The following is a 25,432-nucleotide window of genomic DNA, read 5'->3' on the forward strand; positions in this document are numbered from 1 at the left end:
CCGTCTCAGCCCTTCGAATCGGCGGTCGCGACCACGCGACCGAGTCCGGTGATGGTGGCGACGCACTCGACGTCGGCGGGCCACGGCTCGATGTAGCCGATGGACCCGGACAGCAGCACCTCGCCGGCGCGCAGCGGCTCGCCGGTGCGGAGGGCGGTGGCGGCCAGCCAGACGATCGCGTTGACCGGGTCCTCCAGCACGTTGCTGCCGACGCCCCGGGTGATCTCGGCGCCGCCGCCGGTGATGACCATCTCCACCTGCGTCAGGTCGACCTCGCCGTAGGGGTGCCGCTCCTCGCCGAGGACGACGCCGCTGCAGCCGGCGTTGTCGGCGATGGTGTCCACGATCTGCCCGACCGACCCGCCGTAGCGGAAGTCGACGACCTCGAACGCGGGGGTGACGTGGTCGATCGCGGCCTCGACGCTCTCCCGGGTGGCGTCGAGGACGTCGTTCTTCAGGACGAACGCGACCTCCGCCTCGATCAGCAGCCGGTTGTACCGGGACAGCGGGAGGCGCACCCCCGAGGCGTGCACCATGTCGTCGTGGATGACGCCGTAGTCGGGCTCGTCGATGCCCACCCGTGCCTGGACCAGGGGGTTGGTCAGGCCGACCTTGCGGCCCACCCGCCTCACGCCCAGCTCGCGCTCCCGCAGGGCGGCGAACTCGGCGGAGATGGCGTAGGCCGCGTCGAGGTCGCGCTCGGGGAGCCGGGGGCTCACGTACGGCACGGTGTACACATCGCGCTTGGCCTCGAACAGCTCGCGCGCGATCCGGTCGATGGTCTCCTGGGGGACGCCCACCACGGTCCTTTCGTCAGACACGGTTCGGTCAGTCACGGATGCGTCAGGCATGGCTCTTGAGGAAGGCGACCGCCGCGGCGTTGAACTCCGCGGCGCCCTCCCACTGGGGCCAGTGCGCGGCGCCCCGTACCAGCAGGAACTCGCCGTCCGGGATCAGCCGACACAGGCGCTCGCCCTCGGCCGCGTCGCCGGTCGGTTCGTTGTCGGTCCACACCATGAGCGCGGGGACCGGGAGCGCGGCGAAGTCCTCGTCGGTGACCCGGTTGCGCCACCGCCGCTCCGGCTCCCGCAGCGCGGAGACGTTCGCCATGCTGAAGCCCTCGCGCGCGTAGATCGCCTGACGGACGCGGACCAGTTCGTCGGTGATGTTCTCCGGGTCGTGGATGACGACCTGAAGACGCTTCCTCACGTTCTCGAAGGTCGGCTCGCTGACCGCCTGGGCGCTCACGGACTGGGTCCGGTCCAGCTGCGGCTCCCCGACCACCCGGCCGCCCGGCGCGGACAGGATCACCGTGTGCAGCCGGTCGGGATGCCTCGGCGCGAACTTCAGCGCGAGCCAGCCCCCGAGGGACTCACCGGCGAGGTGCACGCGCTCCAGGGACAGGGCGTCCAGCAGCGCGAGCAGGTGGTCCGCGTAGTCGCGGATCTCCAGCGGATGGTCGGCGAGCGAGGTGTGGCCATGGCCCGGGTAGTCGAAGCCGACGACCCGGAAGCCCGCCTCCACGAGTGCGCGGACGTTCTGCGTCCACGCCTCGATGTGGCCGCTGGTGCCGCTGGCCAGCACCACCGTCCGCGCGTCGGGGGCGGCCGCGGGGAAGTCCAGGACCCGGGTGCGGTAGCCGCCTGCGTCCACGTACCGCAGGGTGTGCTCGAGGTCCGCGATCTCCTCCCAGAAGGTCGCGAAGTGCGTGCGGTCCGCCCGGCTCACGCGGTCACCGCCGCCTGGATCGCGAAGCCCGCGCCCCACTTCTCGACCGGCCAGTAGTGGTCGACGGCCATGCGATAGGAGCCGGCGGTGGACAGCGCCGCGTAGGCGGCGATCCAGCTGCGCATCTCGTGCGCGGCCGAGCCGCCCTCCGCCAGGAACCAGCCGTTCTCCCAGTCGTCGACCGGGCTCAGGTCGCCGGAGCGGAGCACGTCGAGGACGAGCCTGTCCCACTCCTCGTTGAGCGGGTCGCTCGGCGCCTTGCCGTCGGCGATCGCCTGGATGCCCCGGACGATCATCTGCTCGCGCTCGTGCCGCTCCTCGGGCGAGGGAGCGTACGAGACCAGGCGCTCGTGCACGGTGCCGGGCGCGCCGTCCCAGCGCGGGATCGGCGGGCTGTGGGAGATGCCTCCCGAGGCGAGGAACAGCACCTTCCTGTCCATCGCCCGCGCGGCCCGGCCGAAGGCCTCGCCCATCAGGCGCACCCGCCGCATCGGGGAGAGCGGCAGGCCGATCGCGTTCACGAACACCGGCACGATCGGCTGGGTGAAGCCCTTGCCGAACACGAAGTCCAGGGGCTGCACGATGCCGTGGTCGACCGTCATCCGCTCGCTGCGGCCGATGTCGACGCCCTCGGCCAGCACCGCCGCGTGGAAGGCCCTCGCGGCGTCGCCGTCGACCGGGAGCGGACCCGCCGTGGTGCCGTAGTCGCCGACGCCCTCGGCGACCGCGCCGATCACCCACGGCGTGATCAGGGAGTAGAGCTGGCCGTTGAAGTGGTCGGGCCCGAACACCACGACCAGGTCGGGCTCGTAGGCGGCGACGAAGCCCTTGACCTCGTCGATGGCTGCGTTGATCTCGGCGAACGTACTCCCTCCCGGGTCGACGTTGCCGAAGGACGGTGCGTGGGAGAGTGCTGCGAGGGCGAGCGGCAAGGCTGGTCCCTTTCTCGGGATGGGGCGGGAGCCGGCGGGTGTGGCCGGGCCGGGCCGGGCGGGGGCCCCGGCCCGGCCCGGGACTCGGGGGCCGGGGAGGCGGCCGGGGTCAGGCGGCCGCGGTGACGGGCTCGGGCTCCGCGGCCGCAGAGGCGGCGCGCGCCTGGCTGCGGTGGAGCACCAGCACGCAGACACCGGCGACGAGCATCGGCAGGGCGAAGACCGTGAAGGCGGTCCCCATCCCCATGCCCGCGTCGAAGGCCGCGCCGCCCACGATCGGGGCCGCGATGCCGCCGAACCGGCCGGCGCCGATGACGATGCCGAAGCCGGTCGAGCGCGCCAGCGTCGGGTAGAGGGTCGGGACGATCGCGTAGAAGGCGGCGGTGCCCGAGCAGACGAAGAAGGACGCCAGGAAGAGGGTCCACCAGGCGGTGGGCATCCCCGGACCGGCCAGGCCGAACAGTGAGAGGGCGCCGGTGGCCAGCACCAGGAAGACGGGGGCGAGCAGGCGGACGTTCACCCTTCCGCCGAGGAAGCCGAAGAGGACGTTGCCGAGGATGCCGCCGATGCTGAAGGCCGTGACGAGCTGCGGCGCCAGCGAGGGGTCGCCGTTGCCGGCGGCGACGCTGCTCGGCGCCCAGTTCGTCATGAAGTAGAAGCTGAGCATGTAGGCGACGTAGCCGACGATCATCAGCACCGTGTAGCCGCCCGTGCGCCCGGTGAAGACGGTGCGCAGCGATCCCTTGCTGTCGGCGGTCGCCGGGTCGGGCTCCGGGAGGGCCGCGAGCACCGGCCGGCGCATCTTCACCAGGAGGGCGTTGAGCCGGTCGAGGGAGTCGGCGCGCCGTCCCTCGGAGAGCCAGGCGAGCGACTCCGGGAGGAAGGCGTAGGAGGCGACGGCGGCGACGGCACTCAGCACGAAGCCGACCCACCAGCCGAACTGCCAGCCGCGCTCACCGAGCATCGGGCCCACGATCATGGAGCCGAGCAGTCCGCCGATGTTGATGGCGGCCGCCGAGATCGCCATGACCAGCGCGTACACCCGCCGACCGGTGTACTCCGCCAGGATCACGCCGACCACGGCCACCAGCGCGCCGATGCCGACGCCGGTGACGATGCGGCTGACGACCAGCGGCCAGGTCCCGGTCTCCGGGGTGGCGAACGGGCCGATGAACATGCCGATCGCGATGGTGGTCGTGGCGATGACGCCCATCCTGCGCCGGCCGATGCGGTCGGCGAGCGGCGCGACGAGGATCGAGCCGATCAGCATGCCGATGAGGGCGCCCGACATGACGAGTCCGAGCTGGGCCTTCGTCACACCGAAGCCCTGCTCGATGTACGGGGCGGCGAACGAGGTCAGCGAGACGTCGTAGCCGTCGAGTACGACAAGGGTGATCGCGATGACGACGGCGCGCTTCTGCAGCCCGCTCATCCTCCCCTGGGCGACCTGGTCCGTGACCTTCATGGGCGGCCTCTCTGCGGTCGGGAACCGCGGGACGGCGGCGTTGCCGCCCGCGGGGCGGGGAGGCCGCGTCGGAACCGCCGCCTTCCCGAATCTAGAATCTAGGTTCTAGGTTCTAGCTGGCGGTACAGTGACCGGCGAACGCGGTCGGCGTCAAGGGGTCGATCCGAGATTTGGTAGAACTGCGGTCCGAGCGGCGAGGGGGAACAATGGCTGGCAGGCGGAAGGCCCACCGGGCGTCCGAGGAGTCCAAGCAGGCGATTCTTGAGGCCGTGCTCTCGCGGGCGGTCGAGGCCGGGTACGAGGGCACCACCATGGCCGACGTGGCCCGCGCGTCCGGTCTGCCGATCGGATCGGTCTACTGGCACTTCCAGAACAAGGAGCAGCTCTTCGTCGAGCTGCTGGAGTACTCCTTCGAAGTCTGGAAGCGGGCCAACGCCGACTTCGGCGGCATGCGCGACCTGCTGCGACGCACCATCGGCGAGTCGGCGGCGGCCTCGGCCAGCCTGGCCGAGCCGGCGGCCGCGTTCTGGAGCATCGGTCTGGTCTTCGCGTTCGAGCGGCGCCTGGAGGACAACCTCGCGCGGCAGCGGTACCTCGCCATCCGCGAGGAGATGTTCACGTTCGTCACCTCCCGGCTGCGGGCCGCCTGTCCGAAGGTTCCGGACGACGTCGCGGAGGCCCTGGCGCACGACCTGGCCGTCATGGGCCGCGCGCTCACCGACGGCTTCCGCGTGGCCGCGGCCGCCGGTGACGACACCGACTTCGCCCGCTACGCGGAGTTGGCCGCCGACGCGCTCGAGTCCTTGGTCGCCACCCGCCTGAAGGAGTACACGCATGCCTGAGACGCCCTCGTCCGCCGCCGGGAAGGTCGCGATCGTCGTAGGGGGCGGATCCGGCATCGGCGCCGCCTCGGTACGGGAGTTCGCCGCGCACGGGTACCGGGTGGTCGCCATGTCGCCCTCGGGCCGGGCCCGGGTCCTGGCCGAATCCCTCGGCGGCGCCGGCCTGGACGGCTCGAACACCAGCGTCGAGGACCTCCGGGCGTGCGTCGACCTCGCGGTGTCGCGGTACGGCCGCATCGACGCGGTCGTCAACAGCAGCGGTCACGCGGCTCGTGGCCCGGTGCTCGAGATCACCGACGAGCAGTGGGCCGAGGGCGTCGACCTCTACCTGCTGAACGTCGTGCGCATGGCCCGCCTCGTGACGCCCCATCTGATCGCCGCCGGTGGCGGCGCCATCGTGAACATCTCCACCGCGGGCGTCTTCGAGCCGAGTGCGAAGTTCCCCGTGTCGGTGACCATGCGGGCGGCGCTGGCCTCCTTCACCAAGCTGTACGCCACCGAGTACGGCCCGCAGGGCGTCCGGATGAACAACCTGCTGACCGGGCTGACCAAGGACGATCCGGCGGCGGTCCCGGCCGAGTGGACGAGCGGCATTCCGCTGCGCCGGGCACAGAGCACCGCGGAGGCCGCCCGGATCGTCCGCTTCCTGGCCGGCGAGGAGTCGGCCTACATGACCGGGCAGAACGTCCGCGTCGACGGCGGAGAGACCCGGTCGGTCTGACCCGCCCGCGGCGGACGCTCGTCCCACCGGTCGACGTATGCCGCCCGTAGTCCAAGTACCCGCGCAGATGCGGCCGTTGAGCCCCTGTGGCCTCGCTGGGGAGCGCCTGTCACGTAGTGGTTCCGGGCTCCCGGCGCCCGAACGACCCGGAAACGGTGCCCCGGACCGCAGGCCCACGCCCTATACTTCTACAGTGGTGTAGAAATTGAAGGATGGCCGCGACCCCGTCCGACGAAGGAGTTGCCCGATGGCCCTGTGGGACCGCATCCGGGAATCCGCATCGACGATGCAGACCCAGCTGATCGCGAAGAAGAACGACCTGAAGTCCGGCGCCTTCCGGGACGCCTCCATGGCGATGTGCGCGCTCGTCGCGGCTGCCGACGGCACCATCGACCCGGCCGAACGCCGGCGTGTGGCGCAGCTGATCGCCACCAACGAGGTGCTGCAGAACTTCGACGCCGACGACCTGCGGCGCCGCTTCGAGGACAACCTGGCCAAGCTGACGACCGACTTCGACTTCGGCAAGGTCAGCGTTCTGCAGGAGATCGCCAAGGCCAGGAAGAAGCCCGCGGAGGCGAGGGCGGTGATCCAGATCGGCATCGTCATCGGCGGCGCCGACGGCGACTTCGACAAGACCGAGCAGGCGATGGTCCGTGAGGCGTGCTTCACCCTCGATCTGCCGCCGCACGAGTTCGACCTGTAGGGGGACGACCGCCCCGTCCGGCGCGCACCGCGCGTGAGAACGGGACGGGTCGGCATCCGAAGCACCACACGACTTCGAGGAGAGGACGGACGGCATGGAGATCTCCGGCATCATCACCGCCATCGTCATCGGCGCTGTCATCGGCGTGCTGGGGCGCCTGGCCCTGCCCGGCCGCCAGCACACCGGCTTCCTGTGGACCATCGGCGTCGGCATCGTCGCCGCCCTGGTCGGCACCGCGATCGCCGCCGCCGTGGGGGTGGCGGACACCAGGGGCATCGACTGGATCGAGCTGGCCATCCAGATCGCGCTCGCCGCAGGCGGCGTCGCCGCGGTCGAACGACTCAAGGGCCGCCGCTGACACGTGACAGCCTCGCGTCGCTGCGGCCGCCCGGCACCCTGCCGGGCGGCCGCAGCGCGTCACCGCCACCCAACGCCCTCCGCTCCAGTCCCTCGGGCAGCGCGGGCATCGCCGCCGACACGCCACCCGGCCGGCTCCGTACGGGAGCCGCCGCTCAGTTGCCCGCCGTGGCCGCCCAGGGGCGTTCACCGGGGGTGGATGTCGAGCACGTCCGGGCCGTCGATCTCGACATCCAGCCCGGCGTGGTCAGCGAAGCCGACGGCGACGACTGGCCTGCCGTGCACGCTCAACTGCTAGAGGCCCGGATTCTCTTCGAGACCGACGACGGGCGTCCCGTCGCCTGCAACCGCGTCGCCGGAGTCGTCGTCACCGGTAACGAGGACGGCGCGCACCACGTGATCAGCGAGATCAACGGCGCCCTCTGCGGCATCGGCCACACCGTCCCCGGCCGGTCGTGGAACTACTGGTACCTGGCTCCCGGCCCCGGCCCCGACCACCTCGACGACGGGAAGGGCCACGACCGGGCGCACAGGACCGGACGGGCGATGGCCGCCAACCTGCTCGGCACCGCACGCGCGCCGGCCGCGAACCCCCTGGGCGCTCCGCCCGGCTGAGCCCGGCCGACAGGTCACCGGGTGCGAGGAGGGGCGGCGCGGAACCGATCCGCGCCGCCCCTCACATCGTCTTCCGCGTGCCCGGGGGGCCGCACCCGGGTCGGGGCCGGGCGCCCCCACGGATCTCAGCTCGCGTGCGGTTGCAGCAGCCGGGCCAGCAGGTCGTCCAGGGTGACCATGCCGGTGACGTGGCCCGTGGCGTCCCGGACCACCGCGAGGGAGGCCCGGTGACGGCGTAGCAGCTCGATCGCCTCGGCCACGGTGGCCTCGCCGGTCAGCTCCGGCACCGGGCGGGCCAGGGCCCGGGCGTCGGTGACGCGCCCACGGGAGCGGGCGACCATGGCGTCGCGCGCGTGGATCGATCCGACGAACGCGTCGCCGGCGCGGACCAGCAGCCGGGTACGGCCGGCGGCCGCCGCCACCCGCAGGATCTCGTCGACGCCGGCGGCGGCGTCGACCGAGGTGATGCGTGCGGTCGGCACCTGCAGTGCGGCGACCGGGGTCTCGGGCTCGGTCAGCGAGCGGGTCAGCAGTTCGCCGTCCGTCTCGCTGATCAGGCCGAGCCGCCGGGACTCCACCACCAGGTGGGTCAGCTGTTCCCGGTTGTGGACGGAGGCCAGCTCCTCGCGCGGGGCGACCCGGCACAGCCGCACCAGGGCGTTGCTGAGCGCGTTGAGCAGCCGGATCAGCGGCCGCACCGTCCGCACCACGGCCCGGAAGGGCGGCGAGAGCAGCATGGCGGAGCGCTCCGGGTGGGCGATCGCCCAGGACTTGGGCGCCATCTCACCGACCACCATGTGGAGGAAGACCACCACGACCATCGCCACGGCGAACGCGATGCCGTAGCTGAGCCCACTGGGCAGGCCCAGGCGGTGCAGCAACGGGTCGAGTTCGTGGGAGATCGCGGGCTTGGAGACCGAGCCGAGGCCCAGCGTGCAGATGGTGATGCCCAGCTGGGCGCCCGCCAGCATGAGGGACAGCTCCCGCATGCCGGCCAGCGCGGCCCCGGCTCCGCGCCGGTTCTCGGCCGCGGCCTTCTCCATCCGGTGCCGTTTGGCGGCGACCAGCGCGAACTCGGCGGCCACGAAGAAGCCGCTGCCGATCAGCAGCAGGACGGTGACGAAGACCGCCATCGGGAAACTCATGCCGGGACCTCCGTCCGCGTCCCGGTTCCGGTTCCGGTGCCGGGCAGCTCGATCCGCACCCGGTCGGGCACGTGCCGGTCCAGGGTGCGGACCTCGATCAGCGCGGAGCCGCCCTTGGGCAGCTCCACGGCGAGCCGGTCGCCCACGGCCGGGAAACGGCCGAGGCGGTCGACCACCAGGCCGGCCACGGTGTCGTAGTCCTCCTCCTCGGGCAGGCCGACGCCGGTGACCTCGGCCACCTCGTCCAGACGCCGTCCGGCGTCCACCAGCCAGCCGCCGGCGTCCGGCACGGCGACCTCCGTGACGGTGTCCGTCTCGTCCGCGATGTCGCCGATCAGTTCCTCGGCTATGTCCTCGTAGGTGACGATGCCGGCCACCCCGCCGTGCTCGTCGAGGACGACGGCGAACTCGTCGTCCCGCTCGCGCATCTGGGTGACGGCGTCGGGCAGCGGGAGGGTGTCGGGCAGGAAGAGCGGCCGCCGGGCGAGCGCGCCGGCGGTGGCGTCCTGGAGGTGCTCGGCCGAGCGGCGCATCAGCTCGTTGACCCCGAGGACGCCGGTGATCTCGTCGGGGTGGTCGCCGAGCACCGGGTAGTTGGAGTGGCCGTGGCGGGCGATCAGGCCGATGGCCTCGGCGGCCGTCGCGTCCTCCCGGACGAAGACGGCGTCCACCCGCGGCACCATCACCTGGTGCAGGGTCCGGTCGGAGAACTCCAGCGCGTGGTCGAGGAGGGCGGCGGTGTCCTCCGGCAGGGCCCCACGCTCGTGGGACTCGCCGATCAGGTGGCCCAGCTCCTCCAGCGTCGCGCCGTGGTGCAGCTCCTCGACCGGCTCGATGCCGACCCTGCGGAGCAGTCGGTCGGCGGCGCCGTCGAAGACCCGGACCAGCGGACCGACGATCTTCAGATAGAGCAGCGTGGAGCTCGCCAGGGACTTGGCGAGGCGTTCCGGGACGGCGATGGCGAGGTTCTTCGGGGCCAGTTCGCCCAGCACCATCTGCACGAAGGTGGCCAGCACGAAGGCCAGCACCACGGAGACCGCGCTCACCGCGGCCGAGGGCAGGCCGATGCCGGACAGGGCGGGCCTGAGCAGCGCGGAGACGGACGGCTCGGCGATGAAGCCGACGACCAGTCCGGTCACGGTGATGCCGAGCTGGGCGCCCGACAGCATGAACGACAGCCGCTCCAGCACCTTCAGCGCGCGGGCGGCCTTCCGGTCGCCCCGCTCGGCGTCGCGCGCCAGCGCGAGGCGGTCGGCGGAGACGTAGGCGAACTCCTGGGCGACGAAGTAGCCGGTGCCCGCGGTCAGCACGAAAACGGCCAGCAGGCCCAGCAGGGCGTTCGCGGCACTCATCGAACACCATCCCGCCGTGTGCCAGGTTCAGGAACGCGTCGGCGGAATGGTCGGGGACTGTGCCCCGGGGGGTCCGTCGGTCTGGCGGACAAGGGGTGACTCCTTCTGGTTCTGGATCTACCGGGACAACGGTCCGGACCGGGCCGGTGTTCCCGGCCCCCACCGTGACCCGGCGTGGAGGGTGTCCCTCCGCGTACGGGAGCATCCTATGCTTCTACGCGTCTGTAGAAGTGAGGTCGGCGGGTGAACCGCCGGTCGTTCGCCCTGCCTGGGCGAACGCGGCACTGAAGGAGGAACGGACGCCTCATGGTGTTCAAACGACTGCTCGGCGCACTCGGTGTGGGGGGACCCACCGTCGACACGGCCCTCGACCCCGGACCCGTCCTGCCCGGCTCGACGCTCACCGGTCAGGTGCACATCGAGGGCGGCAGCGGCGACGTCGAGATCGCACAGGTGGCCCTGGAACTGGTGGCCCGGGTGGAGGCGGAAGACGCGGACGGGGAGAGCGAGGGTGTGGTCGCCTTCGAGCGGTACACCGTCGGCGGGGGGTTCCGGCTCGCGGCGGGGGAGCGGCTCAGCCTGCCGTTCGGCGTGCCGCTGCCCTGGGAGACACCGGTCACGGAGCTCCACGGGCAGCCGCTGGGGATCGTGCTGGGCGTGCGCACCGAGCTGGCGGTGGCGGGCGCCCGGGACAAGGGTGACCTGGACCCGCTGACCGTGCGGCCGCTGCCCGTCCAGGAGGCGATCCTCGAGGCATTCGGCAGCCTCGGCTTCGGCTTCCGGTCCGCCGACCTGGAGTACGGCCGCGTCGGCGGCACCGGCCAGCGGCTGCCCTTCTACCAGGAGATCGAGATCACCCCGTCGCCGCGGTTCGCGCATCAGGTGAACGAGATCGAGGTGACCTTCCTCGCCCACCCGGGCGGCGTGGAAGTGGTCCTGGAGGCCGACAAGCGCGGCGGCTTCCTCTCGCCGGGCCACGACGCGCTCACCCACGTGACCGTGGGCCACGACGAGGTCCGCGACTGGACGGCCGAGGTCGACGGCTGGGTCCGGCGGCTCGTCGAGCACCGGGCCGCCTACGGTGCGCACGGCGGGTTCGGGCCCGGTGGTCACGGCCACGGCGGCTCCGGCTCCGGCGGTCACGACCACGGCGAGCAGGCGTACGCGGGTCACGCCGGTCACCACCAGGGACAGGGGCACGGGGCGTCCGGTTCGGGCGCGGGTGCGGCGGTGGCGGCCGGTGCGGCGGGGCTCGCGGTGGGGGTGGTCGGCGGCATGGTCGCGGCCGAGGTCGTGGACGAGGTGGGTGACTTCTTCGAGGGGGACGAGGACGAGGGGGACGGTGAGGAGGCGTGACTCCCGCCGCGCCTGAGGCCGCCTGACCTCGGCCTCCCGGAGGGCGCCGCCGAACCCCTCCCGGTGGCGGAGGGGCACCCGACTCGGCGTCACCGGGAGGGGTTGCGGCTCGGCGGGGGAGTGCCGGGGGTCAGAGTGGTGTGGCGGCGTACAGGATGAGCGTCATGGTCACGGCCGCGTTGGCGGACGACATCGCCGACACGGCGGCCGCGGCGGCCGCACCCCAGGCGGCGAGTCCCACGGCGGTGAACACGGACGGCCAGCGCCGTGCGGCCGGGGCCGGGCCGAGCAGCGCGGCCACCCGCCTGGGCACCGGCCCCGCGACGGCGAAGTTCGCCCACATGGCCGACGGGGCGGCGCGGGACACCAGCGCCGCCTTGCCGATCGCGCGGGCCACGGTCCGCCGGCTGCCGACCGCCTGCGCGGCCTCCTCGTCCGCCCACCGTTCCGTCGTGTACGACACGGCGGTCCGCAGCGGCCGCAGGAAGGGGTTGGCGCGCGCCGCCAGTCCCACCGCCAGCAGGTAGCGGTGATGGCGGGCGGCCAGGTGGGAGCGCTCGTGGGCGAACAGGGCGCGGCGCTCCGCCGGTTCGAGACCGTCGAGGAGGCCGGTGGTCACCACGACGCGGCCGCGTCGGCCGCCGCCGGGGAGGGCATACGCGTAGGCGACGTCGTCCGGCAGTACCGCCACCTCCGTGTCCCGCAGCCCGGCGAGCGCCCGGTGCGCCCGGTGCCGCAGCCGGACGTGCCGCCACAGGGTCCGGCCGCAGAGGGCGAGCACCACGCACAGCACGGGGATGGCCGCCTTGCCCGCCACCTCGTCGTACGGGACCGCTTCGCGCACCTCGGGGTCGGACCAGCCGTCCGGCAGAGGGTTCCCCGGGAGCTGGGCGGTGCCGACGACCACCAGCAGGCCCAGGCAGACGGTGCTGCAGGCCGCCATCACCGCGGCGACGGACGTCAGCAGCCGGGTTGCCGTCCGCGGGTCCAGGTGCTGCTCGGCCAGCCGGGCCACCGGCCAGGCGGTGAGCGGCAGCACCAGCGGAAGGAAGACGAACACCCCCATGAGGTCAGTCGTCCCCTTCGCTCCCGGGCCGGCCGAGGAGTTCCCGCAGCAGGCGTTCGTCGTCCGGGTCCAGGCCGGTGACGAAGCTCGCCAGCACGGCCTCCCGGTCCCGCTCGCCGTCCAGCACCCGGCGCATCCTCCGGGCGGCCAGACCGGCGTGGTCGGAGGCCGGGGTCCACGCGAACGACCGCCCCGTGCGCTCACGGGTGACGGCCCCCTTGGCCAGCAGCCTGGTCAGGATGGTGACCACGGTGGTGTAGGCGAGGTCCTCGCCCAGGCGTTCCTGCACCCAGCCGGCCGTCGCCGGGCCCTTGGACTCCTGGAGGGCCGACAGGACCAGCGCCTCCAGCTCTCCCTGGCCGCGCCGGGGCCGCCGCTGCTCCGCCACGTCCTGTCTCCTTCCGCCGCTGTCCGCTCCCCGGGCGGTCATCGTATAGACCCGAGCGACGTCGCCCGCTCACCTCACCCGGTCTCACCGTGGACTCGGCCTTCTACACCCCTGTAGATTCTGACGGGTCACCCGGGCATGCCGCACGCCCGGGGGCGGCCTTCCGCCTCCCCTCTCCCCAGGAGCCCGCCGTGTTCGGACTGAGTGAACTCGCCGTCGTCCTCGTCGTCGTCATCGCCGTCCTGTCCGCCAAGAGGCTCCCCGACCTGGTGCGGTCGGCCGGCAAGTCGGCGCGCATCCTCAAGGCCGAGGCCCGAGCCCTGAAGGAGGAGAAAGAGCGGGACGAGGCGGCGGGTACGGACAGCACGGAAGCGCCCGCCCCTCCCCGGACCGTCCCGGGTGAGCTGACGCCGCCCGCACCCGGCGTCGGCGCACCGGGTGGCGCGCCGCACCAGGCGGAGAGGCGGACACCGCCGCCGGTTCCGTGACGGACGCCCCGCGTGCCGGCGACGGAGAACGAGAAACGCGGTGGCCCCGGACCGGGGGTGCCTCTAGCATCCGTCCGTGATCAAGAACAACGAGAGTCCGGGCGACGACGAGTACGACGCGGAGGCCGGGAGGGAAATCGCCTGGCGGGCCCGGTCCGTCGGCCTTGCGGCACTCGACATGGACGACGCCGAACTCGTGCACAGCTGGAGATCCGACCCTGTGGCCGCCCACCAGATAGGGATGTGGCCACGCTCGCTCACCGCCGTGCGCGAACGCATCGAGCGCGACATCGAGGACGACGACCGCGACGACTTTCTCATCTGTCCGGTCGGCGGCGCTCCGGTCGGCCACGTCGCCCTGACCCACCAGAACATCGTCGACGGCACAGCCGACGTCGAGTTGCTGCTCGCCGCCGAACACCGCGGGCACGGCCACGGCCGCGCTGCCCTCGACGCGCTGGTGGACCTGGCGTTCGGCGAGCTCCCGATGTACCGGCTCACGGCGCAGACGCACACCGACAACGCCCCGGCGCTCGCCGTCCTCACCAAGTGCGGCTTCACCCGTGAGGGAGTCCGTCGCGCCGCCTGCTTCCACCGGGGCCGCCGCCACGACCTGGCCGTGTTCTCACTGCTCCGCCCCGAGTGGGAAGAGCTGGACCGCCCTCGCGCCTGGGAGGCCTGACCGGCCGCGGACGGACGATCGCGGTGTCCGCCTCCGCCGCCACCTCGGGACCGCGGCTCAGCAGAGGACGACGGGCGCCCCTGCCCGGACCGGAGCGGCCGCGAAGTCCGGAGTGTGCGGGGTCGCCGTGGGGAGAGGTCGCCGCCGCGCCGGGCTCAGGCGGAACCGGACAGGTCCTCCCGCAGCGCTGCGGCCGCGGCCTCCAACGCGTTGACCAGGGGGCGCAGCCGGTGCGGGTCGTAGCGCACGCTGGGCATCGACACCGACAGGCCCGCCAGTGCCCTGCCCTCCGTGTCGCGCACCGGGACGCCCACGGCGACCAGGCCCCGCTCGGACCGCTCCTTGTTCACGGCGAACCCGTTGCGCCGCAGTCGCCGCAGGTCCGCGCGCAGCCGCTCCAGGTCGGGGAGGTCCGCCGTGCGGTCGCGGTCGCGGTCGTGATCGGGGTCGCGCCGGCGCCCGGGCGGGTAGACCTCCGCCAATTCCTCGTCCGTGAGCTCGGCGAGCAGCAGCAGCCCGGCGGTGGTGCGGTGGGCGGGGAAGACCATGCCCTCGCGGGAGCCGACCCGCAGCGCCTGCCGTGACTCGACGCTGGCGACGAAACGCGCGGTGTCCCCGGTGCGCACGGTCAGGTTCGCGGTCTCGTCCAGCAGGGCGACCAGCCGGTGCAGGTGGGGCAGGGCCGCCGCGCGCAGCCGGGAGACGAGGGACTGGGAGTGGGCGGCCAGCTCCAGCACCGGGCCGGCGCGGTACACCCGGTCCTCGCCCTGTACGGCGAAGTCCCGGTACACCAGCATGGCCAGCAGCCGGTGGGCCGTGGAGCGCGCGACGCCCAGGCGCTCGGCGAGCTGCGCCACGGTCGCGCCGCCCTCCATCTGCAGGACGATCGCCGCCCGCAGGGCGTGGTCCACGCTGGCGATCGGGTAGGGCGGAGGGGTCTTGAGCGGCTTGTCCACGGTGCGGGCCTTTCACAGGATTCTGCTCTCCAGAATCTACCCGTTCTGCTCTCCGACGCGTCGCAGTCTGTTCCCGTGACTGACTCCGCCATCGCCCACGACACCGCCGCCGGCTCCCCGGTCCGGCTGAAGGCCGTCTCCGCCGAGGGACAACCCGACGTCACCCCGGCGCTCGAAGAGCTGTACCGGGGGTTCGAGCAGGAGCTGCTCGTCCCGCTGTGGACCGAGATCGGCGACCTGATGCCCGCCCACCCGCGCTCCCGTGCCCTGCCGCACGTGTGGCGCTGGGACCGCCTGCGGGAACTCGCCGCGCAGGCGGGCGACCTGGTCCCGGTCGGCCGCGGCGGCGAACGCCGGGCCATCGCCCTGGCCAACCCCTCGCTCGGCGGCCGCCCCTTCGCGACCCCGACGCTGTGGGCCGCGATCCAGTACCTGATGCCCGGCGAGGACGCCCCGGAGCACCGGCACACCCAGCACGCCTTCCGCTTCGTCGTCGAGGGCGAGGGCGTGTGGACGGTGGTCGGCCGCGACCCCGTGGCGATGCGCCGCGGCGACTTCCTGCCGCAGGCCGGCTGGAACTGGCACGCCCACCACAACGCCACCTCCGAGCCGATGGCCTGGATCGACGGCCTGGACATCCCCTTCCAGTACGCCAACGAGGCCCAGTTCTTCGAGTTCGGCCGCGACGAGATCAGCGACGCCGAGCGGATCACCCCGGACCGCTCCCGCTCCGAGCGGCTGTGGGGCCACCCCGGCCTGCGGCCCGTCTCCGCCGGGGCCACCGGCCCCGGATCCCCGCTGCTGGCCTACCGCTGGGAGCAAACCGACCGCGCCCTCGCCGACCAGCTCGCGCTGGAGGCCGAAGGCCACCCGGGCACCGTGGAGCACGGGCACGCGGCCGTCCGCTTCAGCGACCCGGCCACCGGCGCCGACGTGCTGCCGACCCTCCGCGCCGAGATGCACCGGATCACGCGCGGCGCCCAGACCGCGCCCGTCCAGGAGACCGGCTCGTCCGTCTACCAGGTCTTCGACGGCTCCGGAACCGTCACCGTCGGCGACCGGACCTGGTCCGTCACCCGCGGGGACCTGTTCGTCGTGCCGTCCTGGCAGCCGCTGACCGTCCGCTCCGAGGCCGGCGCCACCGACTCCGACTCCGGCGCCCTGGACCTCTTCCGGTTCAGCGACGCACCCGTCTTCGAAGCCCTGCGGCTCAACCGCACCCACGTGGAAGGAACCACCCGATGAAGCTCGCCACCCTCCGCACCAGCGGCACCACCCAGGCCGTCCGGCTCGACGGCGACAGCCTGGTCGAGCTCGGCTTCCCCGACGTCGGCACGCTCCTCGCACAGGACGACTGGCAGGCCCTCGCCGCCTCCGCGGCCGGCGCCCGTCACCCGGTGGACGGCGCCGACTTCGCCCCCGTGGTGCCCGCCCCCACCAAGGTCGTCTGCGTCGGCCTCAACTACCGCAACCACATCCAGGAGATGGGCCGGGACCTGCCCCAGCACCCCACCCTCTTCGCCAAGTTCGCCGACAGCCTGATCGGCGCGGGCGACGACATCCAGCGGCCCGCCGAGACCGAGGAGTTCGACTGGGAGGTCGAACTCGCCCTGGTCGTCGGCAGGAAGGTGCGCCGCGCCACCGGCGAGGAGGCCGAGCAGGCCGTCGCCGGCTTCACCGTGCTCAACGACATCACCTGCCGCGACTGGCAGTTCCGCACCCGCGAATGGCTGCAGGGCAAGATGTGGGACTCCTCCACCCCCGTCGGCCCCTACCTGGTCACCCCCGACGAACTGCCCGGCGGCGTGCGCCCCGCCCTTGACGTCACACTCACCGTGGACGGCGAGGTCATGCAGTCCGACAACACCGGCGACCTGCTCTTCGACCCGGTCGCCCTGGTCGAGTACGTCTCCACGATCGTGCGCCTCAACCCGGGCGACATCATCGCCACCGGCACCCCCGGCGGCGTCGGCCACGCACGCAAGCCGGCCCGCTACCTCACCGGCGGCGAGAGCGTCGTCACCGAGATCGCCGGCCTCGGCCGCCTGGAGAACCGGATCGTGCGGGAGGCGTCCCACTGATGGCCCGCACCCTCGACGACGCCCGCCGCTGGGCCGCCCTCGGCACCGACCTGGTGCTGCGGGCCGCCGACCGCCTCGACGGCGACGCCCTCGCCGCGCCGAGCGCCCTGCCCGGCTGGACCCGGGCCCACCTGACCGCGCACGTCGCCGCCAACGCCGAGGCGCTGTCCAACCTGGTGCACTGGGCCGCCACCGGCGAGGTCACCCCGATGTACGCCTCGCCCGAGGAGCGCGCGGCGGGCATCGAACGCGGCCCCGCCCTGTCGGCCGGGGAGCTCACCGCCTGGCTGCGCGAGTCCGCCCGGGCGCTGGAGGCCGCCACCGCCGCCCTCACTGAGGAGCAGTGGCGGGCCCCGGTCGTCACCGCGCAGGGGCGAACCGTGCCCGCGACCGAGCTGCCCTGGATGCGTTCGCGCGAGGTGTGCGTCCACGCCGTCGACCTGAACGCAGGCGTCACCTTCGCCGACCTGCCGGACGACTTCCTCGCCGCCCTGTGCGCGGACGTCGCCGCCAAGCGCGCGACGGCCCCCGGACCCGCCGTGACCCTGCGGGCGCCGCACGACACCTGGGAACTGCCCGGCGAGGGCGACCCCGTCCTGGTGACCGCGCCGCTGCCCGACCTCGCCGCCTACCTCACCGGACGGGACGCCGGCCTCCGCGCGGCGGACGGCACGCCCGCCCCCGCGCTGGGCCCCTGGCTGTGACCAGGGCCGCGCAGGCACCGTCCCGCCACCGAAGGAACCGATCATGAACACTGAAGCCAGCGCCGCGGACCGGCCCGACGTCCTCGTGGTCGGCGGCGGCATCGGCGGTCTCGGCACCGCCCTCGCCCTGACCCGCAAGGGCCTGCGGGTGCGCGTCCTGGAACGCGCGCCCGAGTTCGGCGAGGTGGGCGCGGGGCTGCAGATCGCCCCCAACTGCACCCGCATCCTCGCCGAGTACGGCCTGCTGGACGAGGCCAGGAGCCTGGGCGTGGTGCCCGAGTCCATGGTGATGAAGGACGCGCTCGACTCCACCGAACTGACCCGGCTGGACCTGCGCGACCTCGAACGCCGCTACGGCTTCCCGTACATGGTGATCCACCGCAGCGACCTGCACGGCATCTTCCTGCGCGCCTGCGAGCGGGCCGGCGTCGAACTGCTCACCGACGCCACGGTGGTCGGCTACGAGAACACCGCCGAGGGCGCCCGCGTCCGTCTCGAGGACGGCGCCGTCCACGAGGCGCCGCTGGTCGTCGCGGCGGACGGGCTGCACTCGGTGGCCCGCCGCCAGCTGGTCGGCGACGACGTGGTCAGCTCCTCCTACGTCGCCTACCGGGCGGCCGTGCCCATCGAGAAGGTGCAGGACAACGGCGTCGCGGAGAAGGACGTGACCCTGTACGTCGGCCCGCGCTGCCACTTCGTGCAGTACGCGCTGCGCGGCGGCGCCATGTTCAACCAGGTCGCCGTCTTCGAGTCCCCCAAGGCGCTGGCCGGGCAGGAGGACTGGGGCACCCCGGACGAGCTGGACGCGGCCTTCGCCGCCACCTGCGGCACCGTGCGCGACGGCATCCCGCTGATGTGGCGCGACCGCTGGTGGCGGATGTTCGACCGCGACCCGATCGAGACCTGGGTGCACGGCCGGATCGTGCTCCTCGGCGACGCCGCGCACCCGCCGCTGCAGTACATGGCGCAGGGCGCGATCATGGCGATCGAGGACGGCTGGGTGCTGGCCGAGCAGTGGACGAGGATGCGCGAGGCCGCCGCCCCCGGCGAGCGGCCGGACTGGGACGGCGCCCTCGCGGCCTACGAGGCGGTCCGCGTGGAGCACTGCCGCCGGGTGCAGACCACGGCCCGCGCCTGGGGCGAGCTGTGGCACCTCGACGGTGAGGACCGCCGACGGCGCAACGAGATCCTGCGGGCCCGCGGCACCTACGACTACTCCTTCACCGACTGGATCTACGGTCCGACCGCGCTCACCCCGGACGAGGAACCCGAGATGTTCACGCCGATCCCGGTGACCTCCGCGGCCTGACGCCGGGAGCGGGGCAGGGGGCGACGACGGATCCGTCGTCGCCCCCTGGTCTTGTCCTCGGCGCACCTCCGTGAGGCTCAGCGACGGCCTCCCGATGAGGTGGGCGGACGGGGCCGGCGGGCGCGCGTCACGCCTTACGCGAGCTGTGGACCAGGCCCATCAGCCCACCGGCGGCCGCGCCCAGCCACGGCACGAGGTAGCCGAGGGGCGAGACGTGGGCGTCCCAGGCGCGGACGACCGTGACGGTCACGCCGAGCAGCAGCGACTGCGCGAACAGGTAGACCGTGATCCTGCGGCGCGTGCTCCAGCCGCGTGCGTGGCTCAGAAGTTTCCGTCTCACCGCCGACACGACGCGTCGCGTTCCCCGCCGGTTCCGCGGAGCACATGAGTGAGCCGTTCATGGTTCGAGTGAGACATCGATGTCTCATGTGGGTTACGGTTGGCTCATGAGCTTCGATCGTGACCATGTGCTGCGTACCGCGGCCGACCTGCTGGCGCGCAGGTCCACGGCGACCACCGAAGAGGTCGCCCGGGCCGCGGGGATCAGCCGGGCGACGCTGAACCGGCACTTCCCCGGGCGGGACACCCTGGTGCGCGCCCTGGAGGAGTTCGGCATCACCGAGTGCGAGAAGGCCCTGGCCGCGGCCTGCCCGGAGGAGGGGAGCGCCGAGGAGGCGCTGCGCCGCCTGGTCCGCGCGGTCGAACCGTGCGCCGGCCTGCTCGCCTTCCTCTACTCCGAGAACCAGCTCTTCGAGGGCGAGGAGCAGAACGCCGGCTGGGCCCGCATCGACGAACGGCTCACCGGCCTGTTCCGGCGGGGCCAGGAGAGCGGCGAGTTCCGCATCGACCTGAGCGCGGTGTGGCTCACCGAGGCCCTCTACGGCCTGCTGGCCGCGGGCGGCTGGGCCGTCACCGAGGGCAGGGTCGCCCGCAACGACATCTCCCACATGCTCGTCGAGCTGCTGCTCGGCGGCGCCATACGGAGGGACGCGTGATGACCACCTTCCCGCAGACGGCCGAACACGGCAGTGCGCAGCGGACTCCGGGGCGCTGGGTCGCCCTGGGCGTCCTCGTCCTCGCCGTGCTGCTCGTCGCCGTGGACGCCACCGTGCTCGGTCTGGCCACGCCCTACCTCAGCGAGGACCTCCAGCCCACGGGCACCCAGCTGCTGTGGATCGGGGACGCCTACTCCTTCGTGATCGCCGGCCTGCTGGTCTCCATGGGCAGTCTCGGCGACCGCATCGGCCGCAAACGCCTGCTGCTCATCGGCGCCACCGCGTTCGGTCTGGTCTCGCTGCTGAGCGCCTACGCGACGACCCCCGAGACGATGATCGTCGCCCGGGCGCTGCTCGGCGTCGCCGGCGCCACGCTGATGCCGTCCACCCTCGCGCTGATCCGCAACATCTTCCAGGACCAGCGCGAGCGCAGCCTCGCCATCGGCATCTGGTCCGCCGCCGCCTCGGCGGGCATGGCGGTCGGCCCGATCGTCGGCGGCGTGCTGCTGGAGCACTTCTGGTGGGGCTCGGTCTTCCTGATCAACCTGCCGGTGATGGCGCTGCTGGTCGTCGTCGGCGTCAGGATGCTGCCGGAGTCGCGCAACCCCGCTCCGGGGCCGTGGGACCTGCCGAGCGTACTGCTGTCGCTGGTCGGCATGGTCGGCGTCGTGTACGCGATCAAGGAGGCCGCCGCCCACGGAATCACCTGGCCCACCCTGGCTGCCGGACTGCTCGGCGCGGCCGCCCTGTACGCCTTCGTCCGACGGCAGCGTGCGCTGCCCGTCCCGCTGGTGGACGTCCGGCTGTTCCGCAACCGCGGCTTCAGCGGGGCCGTCCTGGCGAACCTGCTGACCATCCTCGGGCTGTCCGGACTGCTGTTCTTCCTCTCCCAGTACCTGCAACTGGTCCAGGACCGGGGCCCGATGGAGGCGGGTGTCGCCGAGCTGCCCGCCGCCGTCGGCGCGGTGGTGGCGGGTCTGCTCGCCGGCGCCGCGGCGCGCCGCGTGTCGGTGCGCGCGGTCGTCTCCGGCGGCCTGGCCGCCATCGGGCTGACCCTGGCCGCCCTCACCACGCTCACCCAGGCCACCGGCTACCCGCTGCTGGGCACGGCCCTGCTGGTCGTCGGGTTCGGCGCCGGACTGTCGTTCACCGTCACCTCCGACGTCATCCTCACCGCCGTGCCCAAGGAGCAGGCGGGCGCTGCCTCCGCGGTGTCGGAGACGGCGTACGAACTGGGCACCGCCCTGGGGGTGGCCCTGCTCGGGTCGGTCGTCACCAACGTCTACCAGGGCTTCACCGGGCCGGCCGGAACGCCGGAAGCGGCCCACGAGTCGCTGGCCGGAGCCGTGGTGGCCGCCGAGCACCTGCCCGCCGGTCACGCCGAGGCGTTGCTGCACGCGGCACGCGAGTCCTTCGTCGACGGCGTGGCCCTGGCCGCCGGCGTCGGCGCGGGACTGCTGCTGCTCGCCGCGGGCATGGCCTGGTTCCTGCTGCGCGGGCAGAAGCTCACCGACGAACCCGTCGAGCACTGAGCGAGCCCCGTCGGACCGGGGAGCCCCGTCAGACGGTGCGGACGACGGTGCCGGCGGCCTCCAGCGCCGCCACCTCGTCGGCGGGCGCGGTGGCGTCGGTGACCAGCGTGTGCAGGAGGGCGGAGGGCACGACGTGGGCGAAGGCGGTGCGGCCGAGCTTGCCGCCGTCCGTCGCGGCGACGACCCGGCGGGCCGAGGCGACGGCCGCCTTCTTCACCGTGGCGTCCTCGAGGTCGTAGGCGGTCAGCCCGTCGGCCGCGCTCAGCCCGCAGCAGCCCACGACGGCGGTGTCGAAGCGCAGCGCCGCCAGCGACGCGAGGGTGAGCGGCCCGGTGAGGGCGCCCTCCGCGGCCCGGGGCTGCCCTCCGGGCACGACCAGCGTGGCCGGGCCGGGCGCCTCGGCGAACAGCTGGACGGCCTGAAGGGACAGCGGCATCACCGTCACGGGCCTCTCGCGCAGCAGCCGCGCGACCTCCAGGCAGGTGGTGCCGCTGTCCAGCAGGACGCTCTCGCCGTCCGCGACGAGGGCGGACACCTCGGCGGCGATCCGCCGCTTGGCGTCCAGCGCCTCGTGGACGCGCAGCGCGAACGGAGGCTCCTCGCCCCGCAGCAGCAGGGTGCGGGCCCCGCCCCGGACGCGTTCCAGCACGCCCTGGGCGGCCAGCGCGTCGAGGTCGCGGCGGATGGTCATCTCCGAGGCCCCGGTCAGCTCCGCGAGCTCCTGGACCGTGGCGCTCCCGGAGTCCCTGACGGCCTTCGCGATCAGCGCGTGGCGGTCTGCGTAGCTCATGCCCGGCATTGAACACCACCGCCGAACGAACAGGCAATCTGTTCGCCGACATGCCTTTCGAACACGTGCCTTGTTCGTTTACGGTGATCGGTATGGAACGTTCGCTGCGAGCCGCCCGCGGGGCGACCTATGTCTACTTCGTCCTGTGCGGCATCCTCATGGGCGCGTGGGTGGTGCACATCCCCGTAGTCGAGGAGCGGGTGGGCATCAGCCACGCCACCCTGGGCGGCCTGCTCGTCCTGCTCGGGCTCGGAGCCTTCCTCGGCATGCAGGTGGCCGGCCCGCTGACCGACCGCCTCGGGGCGCGCGTCGTCGTGCCCGCGAGCGGCGTGCTGTGCGGCGCGTCCCTGATCCTGCCCGGCATCGCCCAGGACCCGTGGACGCTGGCGGGCGCACTGCTGGTCTTCGGCTTCTGCAACGGCTGCCTGGACGTGAGCATGAACGCCCATGCCGTGCACGTCGAGAAGGCGTACGGCCGGCCCGTCATGTCCGGCTTCCACGCCACGTTCTCCGTCGGCGGCGTCGTCGCCGCCCTCGCCGCGGCGGGCACCACCGCCGTCGGGCTGCGCCCGGTGGCCGGCATGGCCGTGATGGGAGCGGTGGGGATCCTCGTCGCCCTGGTCTCGGCCCGCGCCCTGATGGCGGCCCCTGCCGTGACCGGGAGCCCTGCCTCCGAGGGCGCCGCCCCGGCTGCCGCCGAAGGCACCGCCCTCGCTCCCGGGGAGAAGGCGTCGCCCACCGGTGGCGGCACCGGGCGGGTGTGGCTCCTCGCCGTCCTGGCGCTGATGGTGATGCTGTGCGAGGGCGCGGCGAACGACTGGAGCGCGCTGCACCTGCAGGACGTCCTCGGCGCGTCGACCGGCACCGCCGCCTTCGCGTACGGCACCTTCGCGGCCGCCATGACCGTGGGCCGGCTGCTCACCGACCGCTGCGTCGCCCGGTTCGGGTCCATGGCGATCCTGCGGTACGGCTCGGCGCTGGCCGCCGTGGGCATCACGCTGGTGGCCCTCTGCCCGTGGATGTGGGCCGCGTTCGTGGGCTGGGCGCTGTTCGGGCTGGGCCTCTCCGGCACCGTTCCGCAGCTGTTCAGTGCCGCCGGGCACGCCGACCCCGCGGCCGCCGGGGCCAACGTCTCCCGCGTCGCCGGGCTCGGCTACGTCGGCATGCTCGCCGGCCCCGCCCTCATCGGCTGGCTGACCCGTCTGGTCGCCCTGGACCACGCGTTCATCCTGCTGACCCTGCTGTGCGTGACCACCGCCCTGGGCGCCGGGGTGCTGCGCACCGCCTCGGTCGACCGCACGCGACGGAGCGAGACGGCGCCCGTCGGCCACTGACCGCTCGTGCGGCACGGCCTGACCTCGTGCCGCACGAGCCCGCCCCCCACGCGCCGTTCCCGCGTCTCCACGGCGCGGCCGATGAGTACGCGGCTCCCGACCGGTCCACCCTGGTGACAGCCCAGGAAAGGACAGCGCCATGTCGGACCTTCTCGTCGACTTCATCACCTCCCTCGACGGCTACGCCTCGGGCGAGGGATGGCCCGGGTTCTGGGGGCTCGAGGGCCCGGAGTACCTCGCGTGGCTCGGTGAGCAGCCCGAGGTCACCTACCTGATGGGAGCGAACACCTACCGCCTGATGTCCGGCTTCGCGGAGGGCCGGGTTCCCGACGGCCAGGACGAGTTCCGGCCCGAGGAGGAGGAGTCCGTCGACGAACTCACGCGAGCGTCCAAGGTGGTGTTCTCCTCCTCCCTCGAGGAGCCGCTGACCTGGGCCAACTCCACGCTCGTCCGCGACGACGCCGTCGAGGCGGTCCGCGCCATGAAGTCCGGCGGCCCGGGGCTCCTCAGCACCATCGGCAGCCTCAGCCTGTCCCGGTCGCTGCTGCGCGCCGGACTCGTCGACCGCTTCCGCGTCGTGATGTTCCCGGTGATCACCGGGGCCACGGGCGAGGAACGCATCTACGACGGCTATCCGGACGTCGCCCTCGAGATGACCGACCAGCGCACCTTCGACGGTCGCATCCAGCTGGTCGAGTACCGGCCCCGCGTCCTCGAACACCCGCCGCTCGGGGCCCCCGCCTGACGTCACGTCGACGCCCGGGCGGAACCGGCGCCGCCGCGCCGACGCCTCGCCGGCCGCGGCTGCGGGGATCGGTCGGGGATCAGTCGAAGACCGTCTGGTTGGGGGTCGGGGTGCGGCCGGCGAGGACTTCCTGGAGCCGCGGCGTGCCCTGCCGCACCGCCGAGTCGGTGGTGCTGGTCTTCGCCCCGCTCACGCCGCCTTGGGTGACGGTGATCGCGTTCGTGCCGACCCGCACGACCGCGACGGCCAGGGTGAGGGTCACCGGGTTGCCGTCCTCGTCGCCCTGCACCGTGACGGTCAGGCCCTGCCGGGCGTCGCCCTCCTTCGGGATCGCCGTCTCCACCACCTCGACGGTGCGCTTCCCGCCGTCGTCGCCGGTCAGGGTGAAGCTGTCGCAGCTCTGCGGCAGCGTCTTCAGCCACCGCATCGAGTCGTCGAGCGTCTTCTGGTCGTACGTCGCGACCTGGTACAGCAGCCGCGAGTCGCCCTCCTCGAAACCGGCGAGCGCCGAGGCGCCGGACGGGCTGCCGAGCAGCGTCTCGTCGAACAGCGCGTCGGTCATGCGTTGGCATTCGGCGACGTCCGACTTGCCCGTCAGGAACTGCGCGGCGTCGACCTTGCCGATCAGGAGGCTGTCGCGCCAGGACCGCGCGGTGGACGTCGTGACCTGGGTCCAGTCGTCCTCGATCTGCGCCGCGGTGATCAGCGCGTGACGCGCGCCGTCCTCGGTGAGGGTGGGGGAGGGCGAGGGGGTGCCGGTCGCCGCCTCGGCGGGACGTTCGCCCCGGCCGGCGCCGGTGCGGGCCTCGGGTCCGCTGCCCGTCCCCGCGCCGGAGCAGGCGGTGGTGGCGAGCAGGGCCCCGGCCGCCATCGCGGCGGCGAGGTAACGCATCGGCCGGACGGCCGGACGGGGAGTGGTCACCGGTGCCTCCTGGGTGCTGAGCTGCGAGCCCCGCTCTCCGCTTCGCGGGGAGGAGCAACGACGGCCCGGCGCGCCTCGGGCGCACCGCACCGGTTCCTCCGTGCCTCCACCGCATCACCCACCGGCCGCCACGACCAGCGCAGCACGTCGGACGGGTGAAGGGCCCGACGAGCCGCGCCGTGCGTGTCGGCCGATCGGGTCGGTCCTGCCTGCTCCGGCCGCGG

28 protein-coding genes are annotated in these 25,432 nt (G+C 73.3%); 16 read left to right on the top strand and 12 right to left on the bottom strand.

Annotation, left to right across the window (positions count from 1 at the left end; translation table 11 throughout):
• Positions 1 to 5: 5 nt before the first annotated feature.
• The 4 genes from ABT026_RS11385 to ABT026_RS11400 all read right to left on the bottom strand — a co-directional run bounded on the left by ABT026_RS11385 (position 6) and on the right by ABT026_RS11400 (position 4,125).
• On the bottom strand, positions 6 to 821 hold the full coding sequence (locus tag ABT026_RS11385) for a 2-keto-4-pentenoate hydratase (RefSeq protein WP_351113942.1): 816 nt from the start codon (positions 819 to 821) through the stop codon (positions 6 to 8).
• 22 nt (positions 822 to 843) lie between these two features.
• A complete protein-coding gene (locus ABT026_RS11390; RefSeq protein ID WP_351113943.1) occupies positions 844 to 1,728 on the bottom strand; it encodes an alpha/beta fold hydrolase in 885 nt (294 codons plus the stop codon).
• Positions 1,725 to 2,660, bottom strand: coding sequence for a 3-carboxyethylcatechol 2,3-dioxygenase (locus ABT026_RS11395; RefSeq protein ID WP_351113944.1), 936 nt, complete (start codon positions 2,658 to 2,660; stop codon positions 1,725 to 1,727). The genes ABT026_RS11390 and ABT026_RS11395 overlap by 4 nt, the downstream gene beginning before the upstream one ends.
• Before the next feature lie 109 nt (positions 2,661 to 2,769).
• Positions 2,770 to 4,125, bottom strand: coding sequence for an MFS transporter (locus tag ABT026_RS11400; protein WP_351113946.1), 1,356 nt, complete (start codon positions 4,123 to 4,125; stop codon positions 2,770 to 2,772).
• Between the two features lie 206 nt (positions 4,126 to 4,331).
• On the opposite strand from ABT026_RS11400, the gene ABT026_RS11405 reads away from it, so the two are divergent.
• The 5 genes from ABT026_RS11405 to ABT026_RS11425 all read left to right on the top strand — a co-directional run bounded on the left by ABT026_RS11405 (position 4,332) and on the right by ABT026_RS11425 (position 7,363).
• Positions 4,332 to 4,967, top strand: coding sequence for a TetR family transcriptional regulator (locus ABT026_RS11405; RefSeq protein ID WP_351113947.1), 636 nt, complete (start codon positions 4,332 to 4,334; stop codon positions 4,965 to 4,967).
• Complete coding sequence (locus ABT026_RS11410) at positions 4,960 to 5,688, top strand: SDR family oxidoreductase (protein ID WP_351113948.1); 729 nt, start codon at positions 4,960 to 4,962, stop codon at positions 5,686 to 5,688. Before ABT026_RS11405 ends, ABT026_RS11410 begins: the two co-directional genes overlap by 8 nt.
• A gap of 247 nt (positions 5,689 to 5,935) precedes the next feature.
• A complete protein-coding gene (locus tag ABT026_RS11415; RefSeq protein WP_351113949.1) occupies positions 5,936 to 6,391 on the top strand; it encodes a tellurite resistance TerB family protein in 456 nt (151 codons plus the stop codon).
• 94 nt (positions 6,392 to 6,485) lie between these two features.
• Positions 6,486 to 6,749, top strand: coding sequence for a GlsB/YeaQ/YmgE family stress response membrane protein (locus ABT026_RS11420; RefSeq protein ID WP_351113950.1), 264 nt, complete (start codon positions 6,486 to 6,488; stop codon positions 6,747 to 6,749).
• Positions 6,750 to 6,856: 107 nt separating this feature from the next.
• Positions 6,857 to 7,363, top strand: coding sequence for a flavodoxin family protein (locus tag ABT026_RS11425; RefSeq protein ID WP_502967955.1), 507 nt, complete (start codon positions 6,857 to 6,859; stop codon positions 7,361 to 7,363).
• Between the two features lie 125 nt (positions 7,364 to 7,488).
• Here ABT026_RS11425 and ABT026_RS11430 read toward each other — a convergent pair whose 3' ends face one another.
• Both ABT026_RS11430 and ABT026_RS11435 read right to left on the bottom strand, forming a co-directional pair.
• A complete protein-coding gene (locus tag ABT026_RS11430; RefSeq protein WP_351113951.1) occupies positions 7,489 to 8,508 on the bottom strand; it encodes a hemolysin family protein in 1,020 nt (339 codons plus the stop codon).
• Positions 8,505 to 9,860: a hemolysin family protein gene (locus ABT026_RS11435; protein WP_351113952.1), complete on the bottom strand. Its 1,356-nt coding sequence runs from the start codon at positions 9,858 to 9,860 to the stop codon at positions 8,505 to 8,507. Before ABT026_RS11435 ends, ABT026_RS11430 begins: the two co-directional genes overlap by 4 nt.
• A 306-nt stretch (positions 9,861 to 10,166) precedes the next feature.
• On the opposite strand from ABT026_RS11435, the gene ABT026_RS11440 reads away from it, so the two are divergent.
• Positions 10,167 to 11,216, top strand: coding sequence for a sporulation protein (locus tag ABT026_RS11440; protein WP_351113954.1), 1,050 nt, complete (start codon positions 10,167 to 10,169; stop codon positions 11,214 to 11,216).
• 130 nt (positions 11,217 to 11,346) lie between these two features.
• Here ABT026_RS11440 and ABT026_RS11445 read toward each other — a convergent pair whose 3' ends face one another.
• Positions 11,347 to 12,282: a M56 family metallopeptidase gene (locus tag ABT026_RS11445; RefSeq protein ID WP_351113955.1), complete on the bottom strand. Its 936-nt coding sequence runs from the start codon at positions 12,280 to 12,282 to the stop codon at positions 11,347 to 11,349.
• Positions 12,283 to 12,286: 4 nt separating this feature from the next.
• A complete protein-coding gene (locus ABT026_RS11450; protein ID WP_351113957.1) occupies positions 12,287 to 12,670 on the bottom strand; it encodes a BlaI/MecI/CopY family transcriptional regulator in 384 nt (127 codons plus the stop codon).
• Positions 12,671 to 12,861: 191 nt separating this feature from the next.
• Between ABT026_RS11450 and ABT026_RS11455 the strand changes: the two genes are divergently transcribed.
• On the top strand, positions 12,862 to 13,158 hold the full coding sequence (locus ABT026_RS11455; protein WP_351113958.1) for a twin-arginine translocase TatA/TatE family subunit: 297 nt from the start codon (positions 12,862 to 12,864) through the stop codon (positions 13,156 to 13,158).
• 76 nt (positions 13,159 to 13,234) lie between these two features.
• A complete protein-coding gene (locus tag ABT026_RS11460) occupies positions 13,235 to 13,840 on the top strand; it encodes a GNAT family N-acetyltransferase (RefSeq protein WP_351113959.1) in 606 nt (201 codons plus the stop codon).
• Positions 13,841 to 13,995: 155 nt separating this feature from the next.
• On the opposite strand, the gene ABT026_RS11465 is transcribed toward ABT026_RS11460, so the two are convergent.
• On the bottom strand, positions 13,996 to 14,796 hold the full coding sequence (locus ABT026_RS11465) for an IclR family transcriptional regulator (protein WP_351113960.1): 801 nt from the start codon (positions 14,794 to 14,796) through the stop codon (positions 13,996 to 13,998).
• 75 nt (positions 14,797 to 14,871) lie between these two features.
• Here ABT026_RS11465 and ABT026_RS11470 point away from each other — a divergent pair, with 75 nt between their 5' ends.
• The 4 genes from ABT026_RS11470 to ABT026_RS11485 are packed head-to-tail and all read left to right on the top strand — an operon-like array spanning position 14,872 to position 18,890.
• A complete protein-coding gene (locus ABT026_RS11470; protein WP_351113961.1) occupies positions 14,872 to 16,041 on the top strand; it encodes a cupin domain-containing protein in 1,170 nt (389 codons plus the stop codon).
• Positions 16,038 to 16,877, top strand: coding sequence for a fumarylacetoacetate hydrolase family protein (locus ABT026_RS11475; RefSeq protein WP_351113962.1), 840 nt, complete (start codon positions 16,038 to 16,040; stop codon positions 16,875 to 16,877). The genes ABT026_RS11470 and ABT026_RS11475 overlap by 4 nt, the downstream gene beginning before the upstream one ends.
• Positions 16,877 to 17,581: a maleylpyruvate isomerase family mycothiol-dependent enzyme gene (locus tag ABT026_RS11480; protein WP_351113963.1), complete on the top strand. Its 705-nt coding sequence runs from the start codon at positions 16,877 to 16,879 to the stop codon at positions 17,579 to 17,581. Before ABT026_RS11475 ends, ABT026_RS11480 begins: the two co-directional genes overlap by 1 nt.
• A 43-nt stretch (positions 17,582 to 17,624) precedes the next feature.
• The gene (locus ABT026_RS11485; RefSeq protein ID WP_351113964.1) at positions 17,625 to 18,890 is read left to right on the top strand and encodes an FAD-dependent monooxygenase; all 1,266 of its coding nucleotides are present in this window, start codon (positions 17,625 to 17,627) and stop codon (positions 18,888 to 18,890) included.
• Between the two features lie 127 nt (positions 18,891 to 19,017).
• Here ABT026_RS11485 and ABT026_RS11490 read toward each other — a convergent pair whose 3' ends face one another.
• Positions 19,018 to 19,230: a hypothetical protein gene (locus tag ABT026_RS11490; protein ID WP_351113966.1), complete on the bottom strand. Its 213-nt coding sequence runs from the start codon at positions 19,228 to 19,230 to the stop codon at positions 19,018 to 19,020.
• A gap of 106 nt (positions 19,231 to 19,336) precedes the next feature.
• Here ABT026_RS11490 and ABT026_RS11495 point away from each other — a divergent pair, with 106 nt between their 5' ends.
• Both ABT026_RS11495 and ABT026_RS11500 read left to right on the top strand, forming a co-directional pair.
• A complete protein-coding gene (locus ABT026_RS11495; RefSeq protein ID WP_351113967.1) occupies positions 19,337 to 19,885 on the top strand; it encodes a TetR/AcrR family transcriptional regulator in 549 nt (182 codons plus the stop codon).
• Positions 19,885 to 21,417 (top strand): MFS transporter, encoded by a 1,533-nt coding sequence (locus tag ABT026_RS11500; protein WP_351114080.1) that lies wholly within the window; start codon positions 19,885 to 19,887, stop codon positions 21,415 to 21,417. Before ABT026_RS11495 ends, ABT026_RS11500 begins: the two co-directional genes overlap by 1 nt.
• A gap of 28 nt (positions 21,418 to 21,445) precedes the next feature.
• Here ABT026_RS11500 and ABT026_RS11505 read toward each other — a convergent pair whose 3' ends face one another.
• Entirely contained in the window at positions 21,446 to 22,207 is a 762-nt protein-coding gene (locus ABT026_RS11505) for a DeoR/GlpR family DNA-binding transcription regulator (RefSeq protein ID WP_351113968.1), read from the bottom strand.
• Between the two features lie 92 nt (positions 22,208 to 22,299).
• Here ABT026_RS11505 and ABT026_RS11510 point away from each other — a divergent pair, with 92 nt between their 5' ends.
• Both ABT026_RS11510 and ABT026_RS11515 read left to right on the top strand, forming a co-directional pair.
• On the top strand, positions 22,300 to 23,541 hold the full coding sequence (locus ABT026_RS11510) for an MFS transporter (protein ID WP_351113969.1): 1,242 nt from the start codon (positions 22,300 to 22,302) through the stop codon (positions 23,539 to 23,541).
• Positions 23,542 to 23,680: 139 nt separating this feature from the next.
• Positions 23,681 to 24,286 carry a dihydrofolate reductase family protein gene (locus tag ABT026_RS11515; RefSeq protein ID WP_351113970.1) on the top strand — a complete coding sequence of 202 codons (606 nt, stop codon included), beginning with the start codon at positions 23,681 to 23,683 and terminating at the stop codon, positions 24,284 to 24,286.
• A gap of 79 nt (positions 24,287 to 24,365) precedes the next feature.
• Here ABT026_RS11515 and ABT026_RS11520 read toward each other — a convergent pair whose 3' ends face one another.
• Positions 24,366 to 25,208, bottom strand: coding sequence for a hypothetical protein (locus ABT026_RS11520; protein ID WP_351113971.1), 843 nt, complete (start codon positions 25,206 to 25,208; stop codon positions 24,366 to 24,368).
• Positions 25,209 to 25,432 lie beyond the last annotated feature (224 nt).

Source organism: Streptomyces sp. NPDC002734, assembly GCF_040295685.1.
GTDB lineage: Bacteria > Actinomycetota > Actinomycetes > Streptomycetales > Streptomycetaceae > Streptomyces.